At 64.2% G+C, this 14,688-nt stretch carries 16 protein-coding genes; 6 read left to right on the top strand and 10 right to left on the bottom strand.

All coding sequences use genetic code 11. The features are described from left to right. Nucleotides 1-55 precede the first annotated feature (55 nt). The 3 genes from kdpB to YUU_RS51535 all read right to left on the bottom strand — a co-directional run bounded on the left by kdpB (nt 56) and on the right by YUU_RS51535 (nt 4,115). Nucleotides 56-2,170: a potassium-transporting ATPase subunit KdpB gene (kdpB, locus tag YUU_RS0123925; RefSeq protein ID WP_027524678.1), complete on the bottom strand. Its 2,115-nt coding sequence runs from the start codon at nt 2,168-2,170 to the stop codon at nt 56-58. Between the two features lie 39 nt (nt 2,171-2,209). Continuing rightward, entirely contained in the window at nt 2,210-3,913 is a 1,704-nt protein-coding gene (kdpA, locus tag YUU_RS0123930; RefSeq protein WP_027524679.1) for a potassium-transporting ATPase subunit KdpA, read from the bottom strand. A gap of 112 nt (nt 3,914-4,025) precedes the next feature. Beyond that, a complete protein-coding gene (locus YUU_RS51535; protein WP_018454042.1) occupies nt 4,026-4,115 on the bottom strand; it encodes a K(+)-transporting ATPase subunit F in 90 nt (29 codons plus the stop codon). A 431-nt stretch (nt 4,116-4,546) separates the two neighbouring features. Between YUU_RS51535 and YUU_RS0123950 the strand changes: the two genes are divergently transcribed. The 6 genes from YUU_RS0123950 to YUU_RS0123980 all read left to right on the top strand — a co-directional run bounded on the left by YUU_RS0123950 (nt 4,547) and on the right by YUU_RS0123980 (nt 8,386). Next, nucleotides 4,547-5,014: a hypothetical protein gene (locus YUU_RS0123950; RefSeq protein WP_027524680.1), complete on the top strand. Its 468-nt coding sequence runs from the start codon at nt 4,547-4,549 to the stop codon at nt 5,012-5,014. A gap of 33 nt (nt 5,015-5,047) precedes the next feature. Next, the gene (locus YUU_RS0123955; protein ID WP_027524681.1) at nt 5,048-5,251 is read left to right on the top strand and encodes a hypothetical protein; all 204 of its coding nucleotides are present in this window, start codon (nt 5,048-5,050) and stop codon (nt 5,249-5,251) included. A 132-nt stretch (nt 5,252-5,383) separates the two neighbouring features. Further along, a complete protein-coding gene (locus tag YUU_RS0123960) occupies nt 5,384-5,776 on the top strand; it encodes a hypothetical protein (protein WP_027524682.1) in 393 nt (130 codons plus the stop codon). Nucleotides 5,777-5,885: 109 nt separating this feature from the next. Continuing rightward, entirely contained in the window at nt 5,886-6,014 is a 129-nt protein-coding gene (locus tag YUU_RS62380; RefSeq protein ID WP_256375295.1) for a hypothetical protein, read from the top strand. A 130-nt stretch (nt 6,015-6,144) separates the two neighbouring features. Further along, the gene (gene upp / locus YUU_RS0123975) at nt 6,145-6,780 is read left to right on the top strand and encodes a uracil phosphoribosyltransferase (protein ID WP_027524683.1); all 636 of its coding nucleotides are present in this window, start codon (nt 6,145-6,147) and stop codon (nt 6,778-6,780) included. 34 nt (nt 6,781-6,814) lie between these two features. After that, complete coding sequence (locus YUU_RS0123980; RefSeq protein ID WP_027524684.1) at nt 6,815-8,386, top strand: AMP-binding protein; 1,572 nt, start codon at nt 6,815-6,817, stop codon at nt 8,384-8,386. Between the two features lie 6 nt (nt 8,387-8,392). On the opposite strand, the gene YUU_RS0123985 is transcribed toward YUU_RS0123980, so the two are convergent. The 7 genes from YUU_RS0123985 to YUU_RS0124015 form a co-directional block, all read right to left on the bottom strand. After that, nucleotides 8,393-9,304 carry a flagellin gene (locus YUU_RS0123985; RefSeq protein ID WP_027524685.1) on the bottom strand — a complete coding sequence of 304 codons (912 nt, stop codon included), beginning with the start codon at nt 9,302-9,304 and terminating at the stop codon, nt 8,393-8,395. A gap of 15 nt (nt 9,305-9,319) precedes the next feature. Continuing rightward, a complete protein-coding gene (flgK, locus tag YUU_RS0123990; RefSeq protein WP_027524686.1) occupies nt 9,320-11,095 on the bottom strand; it encodes a flagellar hook-associated protein FlgK in 1,776 nt (591 codons plus the stop codon). A 22-nt stretch (nt 11,096-11,117) separates the two neighbouring features. Next, nucleotides 11,118-11,573: a hypothetical protein gene (locus tag YUU_RS0123995; RefSeq protein WP_027524687.1), complete on the bottom strand. Its 456-nt coding sequence runs from the start codon at nt 11,571-11,573 to the stop codon at nt 11,118-11,120. A gap of 19 nt (nt 11,574-11,592) precedes the next feature. Next, entirely contained in the window at nt 11,593-11,850 is a 258-nt protein-coding gene (locus YUU_RS0124000; protein WP_027524688.1) for a hypothetical protein, read from the bottom strand. Nucleotides 11,851-11,853: 3 nt separating this feature from the next. After that, nucleotides 11,854-13,119 carry a flagellar hook protein FlgE gene (flgE, locus tag YUU_RS0124005; RefSeq protein ID WP_027524689.1) on the bottom strand — a complete coding sequence of 422 codons (1,266 nt, stop codon included), beginning with the start codon at nt 13,117-13,119 and terminating at the stop codon, nt 11,854-11,856. A gap of 18 nt (nt 13,120-13,137) precedes the next feature. Beyond that, complete coding sequence (locus YUU_RS0124010; RefSeq protein ID WP_027524690.1) at nt 13,138-13,803, bottom strand: flagellar hook assembly protein FlgD; 666 nt, start codon at nt 13,801-13,803, stop codon at nt 13,138-13,140. 443 nt (nt 13,804-14,246) lie between these two features. Beyond that, entirely contained in the window at nt 14,247-14,516 is a 270-nt protein-coding gene (locus YUU_RS0124015; protein WP_027524691.1) for a hypothetical protein, read from the bottom strand. Nucleotides 14,517-14,688: the final 172 nt, after the last annotated feature.

Below are 14,688 nucleotides of genomic sequence, written 5' to 3' on the forward strand. Positions count from 1 at the left end.
AGGCTGTTGCCGAAGGATCTGGATTGCTTCGTTGCTCCGCTCCTCGCAATGACGATTAAGCAAGGTGCAGGGCGGTAACCACGAGGTCGATCGCCTTGATACCGATGAAGGGAATGATGATGCCTCCAAAGCCGTAGACCATCAGGTTACGGCGCAGGAGCGCGCCGGCACCGACGGCGCGGTAGGCAACCCCCTTCAGCGCCAGTGGAATCAGCGCGATGATGATCAGCGCGTTGAAGATGATCGCAGACAGGATGGCGCTCTGCGGGCTCGTCAGGTTCATGACGTTGAGCACGTTGAGCTGCGGGTAGAACGCCAAGAACATCGCCGGGATGATCGCAAAATATTTCGCGACGTCGTTGGCGATCGAGAACGTCGTCAGCGCGCCGCGCGTCATCAACAACTGCTTGCCGATCTCGACCACCTCGATCAGCTTGGTCGGGTTGGAGTCGAGATCGACCATGTTGCCGGCCTCGCGCGCGGCCTGTGTACCCGTGTTCATGGCGACGCCGACATCGGCCTGCGCGAGCGCCGGCGCGTCGTTGGTACCGTCGCCGCACATCGCTACCAGCTTGCCCTTGGCCTGCTCGTCGCGGATCAGCTTGAGCTTGTCCTCGGGCGTTGCCTGCGCAAGGAAGTCGTCGACGCCGGCTTCCGCCGCGATCGCGGCCGCCGTCATGGGGTTGTCGCCGGTGATCATGATGGTGCGGATGCCCATGCGGCGCAGCTCCGCAAAACGCTCGCGGATGCCGCCCTTGACGATGTCCTTGAGCTGGACGATTCCCAGCAGGCGACCGTCCTTGGCAACCGCCAGCGGCGTACCGCCCGATTTCGACACCTCATCCGCGATCGCCTGGATCTCGCGTCCGACCTCCGAGAGCGCGGACGGTTGCACGGCACGCATCGTGTTGCCGGAGGCGACCGCCTGCGGCGCGCCGCCGCCGATATAATTGAGCATGGCATCGATAGCGCCCTTGCGCACCGATACGCCACCGGCATCGACGCCGCTCATGCGAGTCTGCGCCGTGAAGGGGATGAAGGTGGCGCCAAGCTCGGCCATGTCGCGGCCGCGTATGCCGTATTTCTCCTTCGCCAGCACGACGATGGAGCGGCCCTCCGGGGTTTCGTCGGCGAGCGAGGCGAGTTGCGCCGCATCCGCGAGCTCCTGCTCGGTCACCCCGCGCACGGGACGGAACGCGGTCGCCTGGCGGTTGCCGAGCGTGATGGTGCCGGTCTTGTCGAGCAGGAGCGTGTCGACGTCGCCGGCGGCCTCGACAGCGCGGCCGGACATCGCCAGCACGTTGAAGCGCACCAGGCGGTCCATGCCAGCGATCCCGATCGCCGACAGCAGCGCACCGATCGTGGTCGGGATCAGCGTCACGAACAGCGCGACCAGCACGATCACCGAGATCGAGCCGCCGGCATAGGCCGCGTAGCTCGGAATGGTGACGGTTGCGAACACGAAGATGATGGTGAGGCCCGCAAGCAGGATGTTGAGCGCTATCTCGTTCGGCGTCTTCTGCCGCTCGGCGCCCTCGACCAGCTTGATCATCCGGTCGATGAAGGTCGAGCCCTGGGCCGCGGTGATGCGGACGCGGATCCAGTCGGACAACACCTGCGTGCCGCCCGTCACCGCGGAACGGTCGCCGCCGGATTCACGGATCACCGGCGCGGATTCGCCGGTGATGGCGGCTTCGTTGACGGAGGCGACGCCCTCGATCACCTCGCCGTCGGATGGAACCGTATCGCCGGCCTCGACCAGCACGATGTCGCCAACCTTCAGGCTCGTGCCCGGCACGAGCCTGAAGCTACGATCGGAGCCGGTCAGCAGCTTGGCCTGGCTTTCGGTGCGGGTCTTGCGCAGCGATTCGGCCTGGGCTTTGCCGCGGCCTTCGGCAACGGCTTCCGCGAGATTGGCGAAGAGCACAGTGAACCACAGCCAGAGGATGATCTGGAAGGTGAATCCAAGGTTCGTTCCGCCGGTGAGGAGGTCGCGCAGGAAGATGACGGTCGTAAGCGCGGCGACGATTTCGACCACGAACATCACGGGGTTCTTGATCATCAGCCGCGGATCGAGCTTGACGAAGGAAGCGCGGATCGCAGGCAGGACGATCTTCGGATCGAGCATCGCCGACATCGGAGCACGTTTTTGCAGTTTCATCGTTTCCATGGAGGTCGCTCCAGACAATTCGATCAGAAGACTTGTTGATCAGAAAACTTGGCCGGCGTTCATCGCGAGGTGCTCGACGATCGGGCCGAGCGCGAGCGCCGGGAAGAAGGTCAGGCCGCCCATGATCAGGATCACGCCGACGACGAGACCGACGAATAGCCCGCCGGTGGTCGGGAACGTGCCCATCGACGGCGGGATCGACTTCTTCTCCGCCAGCGATCCTGCGATCGCCATGGCCGGCACGATCATGAAGAAGCGGCCGACGAACATCGAGACGCCGCCGGTGACGTTGTAGAACAGCGTGTTGCCGGTGAGCCCTGCGAAGGCCGAACCGTTATTGCCGGTCTGCGAGGTGTAGGCATAGAGCGCCTCGGAGAAGCCGTGCGGGCCGGCATTGGCCATCGAGGCCACCGCCGAGGGCAGCACGACGGCAACGGCCGTCCAGCCGAGGATCATCAGCGGCAGCACCAGGATGGCGAGCATCGCCATCTTGACCTCGCGCGCCTCGATCTTCTTGCCGACATATTCCGGCGTGCGTCCGACCATGAGGCCGGCAACGAAGATCGCGAGAACGACGAACAGCAGCATGCCGTACATACCGGCGCCGACACCGCCGACGATGATTTCGCCGAGCTGGATGTTGATCAGCGGGATCATGCCGCCAAGCGCGGTAAAGCTGTCGTGCATGGCGTTGACCGCGCCGCAGGAGGCAGCCGTCGTGATCACGGCAAACAGCGAGGAGGCAACGATGCCGAAGCGAACCTCCTTGCCTTCCATGTTGCCGCCGGTCAGTCCCAGCGCCTGGAGCGTCGAGGTGCCGCTGGCTTCCGCCCAATAGGTAATTGCAACACCGGCGAGGAACAGCACGCCCATCACAGCCAGGATCGCCCAGCCCTGACGCTGGTTGCCGACCATGCGGCCGAACACGTTGGTCAGCGCGGCGCCGAGCGCAAAGATCGAGATCATCTGCACGAAGTTGGACAGCGCCGTGGGGTTCTCGAAGGGATGCGCCGCGTTGGCGTTGAAGAAGCCGCCGCCATTGGTGCCGAGCATCTTGATCGCCACTTGCGAGGCGACCGGGCCAACCGCGATGGTCTGCTTGGCGCCTTCAAGCGTGGTCGCCTCGACATAGGCCCCGAGCGTCTGCGGGATACCGTCCCAGACCAGGAACAGCGTGTAGATGATGCAGATCGGGAGCAACACATAGAGCGTGCAGCGGGTGACATCGACCCAGAAATTTCCGACAGTCCGCACCGATGCGCGCGCAAAACCGCGGATCAGCGCAAGCGCGAGCACGATGCCGGTGGCGGCCGACAGGAAGTTCTGGTGCGTCAGGCCGACCATCTGCACCAGATAGGACAGCGTGCTCTCACCGCCGTAGTTCTGCCAGTTGGTGTTGGTGATGAAGGAGATCGCGGTATTGAAGGAGAGATCCTCCGCGACCGCGGACTGACCGGCCGGGTTGAACGGCAGAACGGCCTGAAGCCTCATCAGCCCGTAGATGATCAGGAAGCCACCGACGTGGAACAGCAGCATGGAGACCGTATAAGTCAACCAATGCTGCTCGCGCTTCTCGTCGACACCGGAGATCCAGTAGAGCCCGGTCTCGACCGGGCGCAGTACCGGGGACAGGAAGGTGCGCTCGCCATTGAATACGCGCGTCATGTACCAGCCGAGCGGCTTTGCCAGCGCGAGGATGATGACGCAAAAGAAAATGATCTGGAGCCAACCGATAACAGTCATGGCATTTGGTCCTTGAGAACCGGCCTTCCGCGCAGTAGCGGCAGAAGAACCGCGAGCAGCACCGCCACGAGGGCGGCGTCGGCCAGAAGCAGTTTGAGGAGCAGCAACACCCCTAGAACCGCTCGGGCCGCAGCAGCGCGTAGGTGAGGTAGAAGAGAAGGCCGAGCGAGACGGCACCGGCGAGCGAATAATCGAAGATCATGGCGTCGCTCCCGTCACAGCCGTTCGCAGGCGTAGGTGTAGCCGATCGCGAGCGCGAAGAAGGCGAAGCCCAGCGCCAGCATGATGATGTCGAGCATGAGAATGTCCTATGCAACCGGACGCGGCCGGAGTCGGATGCCGCGCTGTCGGGCCGAGACGTGCCACCCAAGGCATAGGTTTTCGAGAGGGAGGCTATGGCGACGATATAGGAATCTCATAAAGGCCGGGGGACGCGGATGCTTGGGAGACCATCCGGCTAACGCCACAGTTGAGGGTTGGGTGAGCGTTCCCCGCCCCTTCCGCAGCCCGCTCCGACCTTTATGAAATACCTATATTTCGCTCCCCTGCCCCATCTCGCTTTCAAATGCCCTTCCCGCGATCTTGATGGCGTCGGTTGCGGACCTGCGGCCGGCCCAAGATCGAGACGCCGTCATGTCTTCCGTTCTGCAAAACTTCGATCCGGTTTCGCTCGGCGAGCAGCTTCGCAGCGCGCACACGGTGACGCGGCCCCTGATGCTCGACCTCATCGACAAGGCCTGCCGCCGCTTCCCCTCGCTTGGACAGAGCGAACGAACCGCACGGCTGACGCGCCTGATCGATGCCGACGCCTGGACCGATGCTGCGCTCGCGCTGCTGGAACTGGAGCTGCCGCTGTGGCAGGTTCGCCGCATCGCCTATGACGAAGGCGAATGGTATTGCGCGCTCTCGCGCGAACGCGAGTTGCCGGATTGGCTGGAGAGCTCGGTCGAGGGACGGCATTCCGACCTCGCGCTCGCATTGCTCTCGGCCTTTGCCGAGGCGCAAGTGCTCACCGCCGAAGCCAGCCGGCCCAGCGTTCCATCGGTCCAGCAGACCGCGGGCCAGCTCTACCAGCCGGTCAACTGCGACCATTTCGGCTGACCGCAATACCCATCACAACAAGAGGATTTCATCATGTCGATGCTCACGCATCGCCTCGAACAGCCCTTTCATCCACCTGGAAGGAAGAGCGCTCCCGAAGCCTGGATCTCGAACGCCCACGCCGCGACCATCCGGCGCGTCTGCTTGCGCACGCTGGCGCTCCTGTCGATGGGAAGCGTGCTGACCGCGCTGGTCGCCTTGAAGACCGTGATCTATATGTCGGGATTCCACTACTGATCGGCCCGGCGGCAGATCGCGCCGCGGGAACCGCCTTTATGTCCATCCTATGCGATGCCGCCCTTGGTCCTCTCGCATTCCTATGGCCTCCCGGCGCACGATACGGCGAGCGAATTTCTCGAGGAGGCTGCCATGGCCGCAATCACCTTCAACGACGCCGGTCCGACCCGTCCGCGCCGCCGGAGGTGGGAGAAGGCGGATACAGCCGTGGTCGTGCACCCCAATCTTCAACCGCTCGATCCTGAAATCGTCAGCGCCGCCATTCCGGCTTTCTTCATCGGTCGCAACAAGGCCGGCCTATGGGTTGCGCGTGAAGCGCAGGGCCGCCTTGGCGGGCTCTTCCTGTTCAAGAGCTCGGCGGTCCATTTCGCCCATGCGCAGAGCCGACCTGCACGGTGCGCGCTGATCTTTCCGTCCGAAACGTTCGAGCTCGATATCGAGAACCGCGGCAATCCACTCGTTGGAGAACTCGCAAAGTGGATGGTCCGCGCGACGCGCCATCTGGCGCGGCTTACGACCAGGTAACCCTTGCGGGAGAGCACGCACATGATCGAACTCAAGATCATCGTCATGATCGCGCTGATGGGGACGCTGCTCATCGGCATGCGCGTCGGTGCGGCACCGGGCGACTAGCATGCAGCCCGCCAAGGCAAATCTCGAGCACGCGCTCACGGTCACCATCTTGACCATGACGCTGAGCCTGATCTGGGGCGGCATCCTGACGCTCGTGATCACGCTTATCGCGCGCGGATTGGGCGTCTAGGCCTAGCCTACGAGGCCGGCAACCGGGCCAGGACTGAGGTCGCGATGCCCGCCGGTTAGGCAGCTCATGCGCAGGGAAAACGCTGCGGCCGATCTGGCGAAAGCTCAGGGAACCGTGTAGAGCGGTTACCATGGGTAGCAGCAACGTCCACGTCGTCGATCACCCCCTGGTCCAGCACAAGCTCTCGCTGATGCGGGAAAAGGACCGCTCGACCAAGAGCTTTCGCGAAATCCTGAACGAGATCGGGATGCTCTTGTGCTACGAGGTGACGCGCGACCTGCCGCTGGAGCTTGTGGAAATCGAGACGCCGATTTCGCCGATGCAGGCGCCTAAAATCGCCGGCAAGAAGCTCACGCTGGCGCCGATCCTGCGCGCCGGCGTCGGCTTCCTCGATGGCATGCTGGCACTGATGCCCTCCGCCCGGATCGCCCATATCGGGCTCTATCGCGATCCCGCGACCCTGCAGGCCGTGGAGTACTACTTCAAGGCGCCGCAGGATCTTTCCGATCGCACCGTCATCCTGATGGACCCGATGCTGGCGACGGGCAACTCGGCTTGCGCAGGCGCGTCCCTGCTGAAAGCGCGCGGCGCCCGCGACATCCGCTTCGTCTGCCTGCTGGCCGCCCCGGAAGGCATTGCGCAGTTCCAGACGGAACATCCGGACGTGCCGATCTGGACCGCCGCGGTCGACGAGCGGCTCAACGACCACGGCTATATCGTGCCGGGCCTGGGCGATGCCGGCGACCGGATGTTCGGCACCAAGTAGACAGTTTTGCGCGATCGGGTTACTGCGGGTAGCCATGCGCCATAACGATCGCTCGCTGCAATCGCTGATCAGGATCGAGACCTTCGCCGATCCGGCGCTGGTGTTTGACGGCACGCCCGTTTCGCGCCCCGAGTTGTCAGGCAGGATCGACCAGACGGCAGCGTGGCTCGCCGCGCAAGGTATCGGCAAAGGCGATGTAGTCGCAGTCTGGCTGGTCAACCGCATCGAATGGATCGCGCTGCTGCTGGCCGCCGCCCGACTTGGCGCAATCATTGCCGCGGTCAACACGCGCTACCGCAGCGCGGAAGTCGCCCACCTCCTCCACCTCTCCGGTGCGAAGCTTCTGGTCATGGAGGCAGCGTTCCGCTCGATCGACTTTGCCGCGATTCTCGCTGGTATCGCCAAGAGCGATGTGCCGGCGCTTGAAAAGCTCGCCGTGGCCGGTGCGGATACGATTCCCGCACAATGGCCCTGCGTACGCTTCGACGCCTTCGAGAGAGCCTATCCGGCTACGCCACCACGCGGCGACGTCGATCTGCCCGTGCTGCTCTACACCACCTCTGGCACCACAAGGGGGCCGAAGCTGGTGGCGCATTCGCAAGCGACGCTGGCCACGCATGCGGACGCGGTCGCCGAGGCGCTTGCGCTGTCGCCGGAGCGCCATTCGCTGCTCGCGATGCTGCCCTTCTGCGGCACCTTCGGCATGACGGCCCTGCTCGCCTTTCTCGCAGCCGGCGTCACCATCCACGTGCTCGACGCGTTCGAGGCCGCGCCGGCGCTCAAAATCTTCAGTGAGTACAGGATCACGCATTCCTTCGGCTCGGACGAGATGTTTCGCCGTATCCTGGCGTTCACCGATGCGCCACGGCCGTTCGCACACGCCGAAGTGTTTGGCTTCGCCGCGTTCCAGCCGGGTTGGCGCGAGTTTGCGGTTGAGGCCGAGGCGCGGGGCTTGCCGCTGTTCGGCCTGTACGGCTCGAGCGAGGTGCAGGCCCTGTTCTCGATCGGCCGGCGGGGTACCGCTTTTGCCGACCGCATCGAAGGCGGCGGCTGGCCGATGTCGCCGGACGCCCGCGTGCGCATACGCGATACGGACAGCGGCGAGCTGGTGGGGCCCGGTGTCTCCGGCGAGCTCGAGATCAGCGCTCCCTCGCGCTTCCTCGGCTATTTCAACAATCCGCAAGCGACGCGCGAGGCGACCACGGCCGACGGCTTCTTCCGCACCGGAGACATCGGCCGGCTGCGGGGCGATGGCTCCTTCGTCTACGAGACGCGGGCGGGCGATGCCATGCGGCTCGGCGGCTTCCTGGTCGCGCCCGGCGAGATCGAGGATGAGCTGAAGTCCTGCGCCGGCATTTCCGATGCGCAGGTCGTCGCCGTCGATCTCAAGGGACAGGCCCGCTGCGCCGCCTTCGTGATCCCAACGGGAGAACCGCCGCGAGAGGCCGCGTTGATCGCGCGCCTGCGCGAGCGGCTGGCCGGATACAAGATCCCCGCACACATCTACTTCATCGACGCCTTCCCCGTCACCGACAGCGCCAATGGCGTCAAGATCCAGCGCGCTAGGCTGCGCGCCATGGCCATGGAAAGGATCGCCGCGGAATAGCGGGGTCTATTTCAGGTAGCTCGCAAGATTCATACTCAGGATTTTTGCGAGCGCCGAATAGGACGCGGTGAGCTGGGATTGATAGGTCGATAGCTGCGCCGTGACCGCCGCGACGTCAACGCTGGTGAGATCGCTTCCCAGCGTCTCGGCGTAGCTCTTGTAATCGCTCTGGCGCGCGCTGGCCGTCTCGATCTGCGAGGCCGAGCTCGACAGCTTCGCCTGCACGGCGGCGGTGTCGTCCAGCGCCGAGCTCGCCAGATCCAGCGCGCTGGTGATGTCGGACGACGACAGCGACGAGCTGTTGGCGACGAATTTGAGGACGCGCATCACCTCTTCGAACGCCGAATTGTCCGCGGTCACGCCGTAGGGCACGCTCTGGTCGGTCGCGACGCGGACCGAAGCGATCTCGCTGTCGCCGACATAATAGCTGGTATCAGCCGTCGTGGTGGATCCCGTGCCGGCGGAGAAGCTGGTGAGATCGACCGGCGCCGTCTCCGTCTTGCCGCCCGCAAACACGAACTGGCCGTCATATTGCGTGTTGAGCAGCGATCCCATCTCCTCGAGCATCTGCTGCGCCGAGGAAATCACGGAGTTGCCCTCCGTCGAGCTGCCGGTCGAGGCAGCGCTGAGCTGGGAACGGAGCTGGGTGATGATATCGGTCATCGAGCCCACCGCCGAATACATCACCTGAACCTTGCTGTCGGCGAGCGTCGCAGCGTCGATATAGGATTGCGCCCGCGTCACCGAGACCTGGAGATTGACCACGTGCTGCGCGGTCGAGCCGTAGCCGCCGAAATCGTTCGAGATGACGCCCGATGACTCCTGGATCTGCTCGTTGGCCATGACGGCCTGCACGCGCAGCGCGTCCGCGATCATCGTGTTCGACTGTGCGAAGGTGGCCACCCTCATCGCGACCATGGATCCGCTCCCGCCTTAGGACGACTGCACGGCGCTGAGCAGCGCCGAATACATGGTGTTTATGGCCTGGATCAGCGCGGAGGCCGCCGTATACTTGTTCTGCAGCGTGCTCAGGCGCGCCGATTCCTCGTCGAGGTTGACGCCCGATTGTGACGACAGCGAGCTGGCATAGGTCGACTGTGCGGTCTCCTTGGCGGTGTAGTTGGTGGAGGCCTGCGACGACTTGCTCGCGACGTCGGAGACGATCGCCGCGGTGTAGTCGGCGAACGAGCCGGTGGTCGCGGCCAGCCCGCCGGCCGACGCGAATGTCCGCGAGTCCGTCAGCGCGTCGTAGAAGTCGTTGACCACGGCTGCCGAGCCCGGCGTCAGCACCTGGCTGCCGACGGTCAGGCTGGATGAGGAATCCAGCGTCGCGAGCTGCAATTCATTGGTGCCGGAGAGAATGCTGCTGTTGACGGCGATATCCGATGCGCTCGTGCCGGTCACCAGATCGTTGAGACCAAAATACTCCGAGAATCCTTCACTGGCGCTTCCCACCGAGCTCGTCATCTCGTTGATCGCGACGCCATCGCTGGAGTCGGTCGACGTGATGGTCAGGTGGCCGTTAGAATCGATCGAAGCCGATAGCCCGGAGATGCCGTTGATGGCGGAGACGAGGTCACCGACTGTGGAATAGGATGAAAGGTCGAGATCGCTGTAGGAAACGAGGTTGCCGCTCTGATCGGTGACGGCAAGGCGCACCGTGCCCGTTGCGGACAGCGCCGTCGCGCTCGTCACGCTGGTCGTGCCGGTGAGGCTGGTCGGCGGCGGCACCGACGAGGCACTGTTGGAGACGCCGTTCATTGCCGAGGCGAGCTGCTGGGCAAGCTGGTCGAGCTGGGACTGCGCCGCCGGCAGGGTCTTGTCGCGGAGCGTGATGAGGGCACCGATGTCGCCACCGGTGATCTGCGAGGTGATGTCGACCCCGTTCACCGTGATGGCGCTGAAGCCGCTGGAGGAGGACCCGGCGGTGTAGATTGTCGATGAGGAGACATTGGCCGCGGTCGTGTAGCTGATCGTGTGCGCGGTGCTGTCGACCAGCGCCTGGCCGGACGTGGTGTAGATCTGGAGATCACCGTTCGAGGCCGTGTAGTAGCTGACATTCATCTTGGAGGCGACGTCCTGCAGCGCGGTGTTGCGCTGGTCCTCCAGGTCCGCCGTCGACTGGCCGGCCGCCGCGGTCTGCTTGATCTCGGCATTGAGCTCGGCGATTTGCTCGAGGTCGGTGTTAACGTCGTCGATCGACGAGGAGATGTCCTGGTCGGCGTTGGAGCGCAGTTTCTGGATGCCGCTCGAGGTCTCCCGCAACTGGCTCGCGACGTCGTCGAGCGCGCTGATGACGTTGGATTGCAGCGAGGCGCTGTTCGGCGTGCTGGCCAGCGACGACAATGCCGATTCCAGCGACGCGATCGAATTGGCAAGCGACGTTCCGGTCGACGATGAGTCCGAGCTGCTGGTCGAGCCGTAGAGCTTCTCGAGCGAGGCCCGGTACGTGTTGGTCGTGTCGGCCGAACCGAGGTCGGAGGTCGCAGAGATCAGCGACTTCAACAATAGCTTGTCGACGTTCGAGGTGATGCCCGTCACCGTGACCCCGGTGCCGACGCCATTGGTGACGCTGCTCGCTTGGCTTGCGGTCTTCTCGGTATAGCCCGTCGTGTCGGCGTTCGAGATGTTCGACGACGTCACGCTGATCTGCACCTGCGTAGCCGACAGCCCGCTGAAGGCGATCAATCGTGCGATATCGAGCGACACGGCGGCTGCCCTTTCCCTGCCCTCAGGCCTGACGAATGGTGCCGCTGGAGACCGCGCGCGCGGCGAGCCGGCCCGACGCGCCATAGGGCGACACCGCGGCGATCTGCTCGCGGATCGCCTGCATCACCGCCTCGATACGGCGGTTACTGGCCTCGATCGCCGCGCGCAGGCGCACCAGGTTCTCATCCATCGCCGCGCGCAGCTTCAGGATCCGCTCCATGAGCTGTTCGCGCAGGATCCGGTCGCGGACATGCAGGCTGGTCGAACCGGCGGCGCATTCCGCAACGGTCCTTTCGAATATTTCCGCCAGCCGGTTCTTCTCGTCGACCTGCTTCAGGCGCGAGGCCGGAAGCCCCTTGGCGAGCTCGGCGTTCTCTTCGGCGACCAGCGCGGTCAAGCCGTCGATCAGGGCGATCAGGGATTTGATGCGCGCGTCGCCCTCGGCGGCGCTGGTCCTGGTGATTTGAGCCTGTTTCATGTTCGCTGCTTTCGTGGTCTCAATTGTGCTGCCGGCCGCGGCCTATCTGGGCGCCGCGTAAATAGGCGCCGATCGCCGTGGTTCTCACGCTCGTCTGCCGCGTCTCGTCTTCGATTGCCTTGGATTCGCGGATCAGGCCGCGGCGCGCCGTCTCGATGTCGTCGAGCAGTGCGAGCAATTCTCCGCGTTCCCTGCCAGCCGCGCGGGCGCGCGCGATCAACCGCTGCAGTCGCAGCAGCAGCGCCTCTCCCGCGGCATAGCTCCTTTCCCCGCGCATCGCCTACCTCATCGCCGAGATCAGGGTGTCGTACATCTTGTTGACGGTCGAGATGACCTGTGAGGCGGCGGAGTAAGCCTGCTGCGCCGAGATCATGCTGGAGAACTGGCTCGAGGTGTCGGTGGTGGAGGATTCCAGCTCGCTGCCATAGACCGTGCCCGCACCATTCTCGCCGGAGGCCTGCAGCGTCGGATCTCCCGACGTGACGGTCGCCGAATACATCTGGTCACTGCTGGCGGAAAGACCGTTGGGATCGGCAAAGGTCGCCACCGCGATCTTGTAGATCGCGATCGTCTTGCCGTTGGAATAGGTGGCATCGACCACGCCATTCTTGCCGATGGCAATGCTCGACAGCGTTCCGTAGGACAGGCCGTCGGAGGTGATGCTGGTGACGTTGACGGACGGCGTGGTTTCACCTGACGCATATTGCGTCAGGCCGTCGGTGCCGCCTGCGGTGCCCATATCCAGCGTGATGGTGCTGTCGGCCGCGCCGTCGGTCCAGCCCGTCACCGAAATCGTCGCCGGGCTCGGGCTGGTGCTTGCCAGTGAGCCGTCGCTGTTGAAGGTGATCGCCACCGTGCCGCTGGTCGTGCCGGTCGTGGTCGAGGTGTCCGACGACGAGGTCGGATTGGCAAAGCTCGCGCTCCAGGTGTTGGTGGCGGTCTTGGTCCAGGTAATCTGGATCGAGTTCGCCGCGCCGAGCGAATCGTAGACCGTCATCGAGCTGGTATAGGTGTCGCCCGTGGCGGCATCCGACGGAAGGTTCGCCGCGATCGTCGTCTTGGTGGTCGCGCTGCCGCTGGTCGATGCCACCTGGGTGTTGATGGCCTCGAGATTGCTCGCCGATTCATTGCCCGTCACGTTGCCGTCGGCGTCGGTACGCCAGCCTTCGAGATAGTAGCCGTTGTTCTCGAGGTAGCCTGCGTTGTCGATGGTGAAAGCGCCGTTGCGGGTGTAGGACACGGTTCCGCCGGACGTCGCGTTGGTCGCCACGAAGAAGCCCGAGCCCTGGATCGCGACGTCAGTCGCGTTGGACGTCGCAGCCAGCAGGCCCTGTTGGGTGATATTGGCCCGGCCGGACACCGTGACGCCACCCGAGGCATAGGAGGTTGCGTTGCTCGATGCGGTGACGAGGTCATCGAACATCGCAGACGTCGTCTTGTAGCCGGTCGTGTCGGAATTGGCGATGTTGTCGCTGATCATCGACAAGGACTGGCTCTGCGCGCTGAGCGCCGAGATTGCCGAGGAAAGTGCGCCGCTGAGGCTCATGATCGAACTCCGAAAAAATCAGGACGTGACGCCGATGATGTTGGCGGCGCTGACCGAGACGCCGTTCACCGTGAGCGATGGCGTCGAGGTCGAGGTGTCGATGCCGGTCACCGTGCCAGTGACCGTCGTGTAGTTGAGGACCGAGTTGCCGGCGGAATCCGTTGCGGTCACCGAGATCGTGTACTGGCCGCCGTCGGTGAGCTGGTTGCCGCTGGAATCCTTGCCGTCCCAGGTGAAGGTGTTGGAGCCGGAATTGCCGGTGCCGGTTCCTGTCCACACCGTGTTGCCGGACGAATCCTTGACGGTGATAGACACGTTCGAAGCCGCCGAAGACAGCGAGTAGCCGAACGTCGCCGAGCCGTTGGTCAGCGTCGCGGTGTCGGTCTTCGCCTCTACCGTGTGGCCGATATAGTTGACCGAGTTCAGCGTCACGAGGCTCGAGAACGAGCTCGCGAGCGCGCTGAGATTGGTGTTGATCGACTGCTGCTGGCTGAAATTGGCGTAGGAGGTGAGCTGGTTGATGAAGTCCGTCGTCGAGGTTGCGTTCAGCGGATCCTGGTTCTGCAGCTCGCTGACGAGCAAGCTGAGAAACTCGTTCGACGTCAGCGATGAGGTGGATGAGGAACTCGACGACGATGTCGTCGTCGTTGCTGTCGAAGTGGACGTCGTCGCGGCAACGGTCATCGAAAACCCCGGTTCATGTGCAACGCGCGGCTAACGAACGCGTTCGGTTGCGCTTGAAATCTGTGTGCTGATGAAACGCGTGGGCGCGTGAATTCAGGCGGGGATTCGCGCGCTACGATGCGCTTTCCGAAGCGGCAAAATCTGCCGTGTGCGCGCGAGAAAGGAGAAGAGAGAGCAGAGAGAAGAATCGCGCTGTCGCGGCCACGGTGGTGCGCTCCCTCGCCCGTTCTTACGGGACCGCGACGAGCTACGCTCGCGCTGAGAGGGTTGGGGTGAGCGGCGTTTCCACAATCACGGTGACAGATCGACTCGCGGAGGCTCCCCCTCATCCGGAATCCGCGCTACGCGCGCATTCCGACCTCTCCCCGCAAGCGGGGCAAGGTAAGAAGCATCGAGCGTCCGGTTCGACGTTGACGCCGTTGGAAGTGAGTTGGAGAAGAGCCTCAGTTCCCCGCCGTCTCGCCCTCGGCGTGGGGCTCGGCGGGATCGGCCCTGCGCTTGGCGGCGGCGACGATGCGATCGGCAAGTCCGGCAGGCGCCCGCACAGGAGGAGTGGCCAGCGCATTGCGGAGCGCGTGCGCCGATTCGAGAAGGGCGCGGGCATCGGCGGAATGACCAAGCAGCTCTTCGGCGGACGAACGACGGTCCTCGGGCCAGAGGGACAAGTCCTCGCCCAACCGATCGATCAGATCCTCAAACTCGGTGATATCCATCGCCCGGGTCCCGCACCCCCGGGCCTGTCATAAAGCATTGCAGAGGCGCCGGAAACCGAATTCGCCTGTCCGGACGCGACAAGGAACGGCCATGCCGCGCGGAACAACCGCCGAAACCGCCGTCCTCCCGAGCGGAGAAATACGAGACGCCGGAACCCGGCCGTTCCAAGCG

Origin of the sequence: Bradyrhizobium sp. Ec3.3 (assembly GCF_000472925.1) — a bacterium.
Lineage (GTDB): Bacteria > Pseudomonadota > Alphaproteobacteria > Rhizobiales > Xanthobacteraceae > Bradyrhizobium.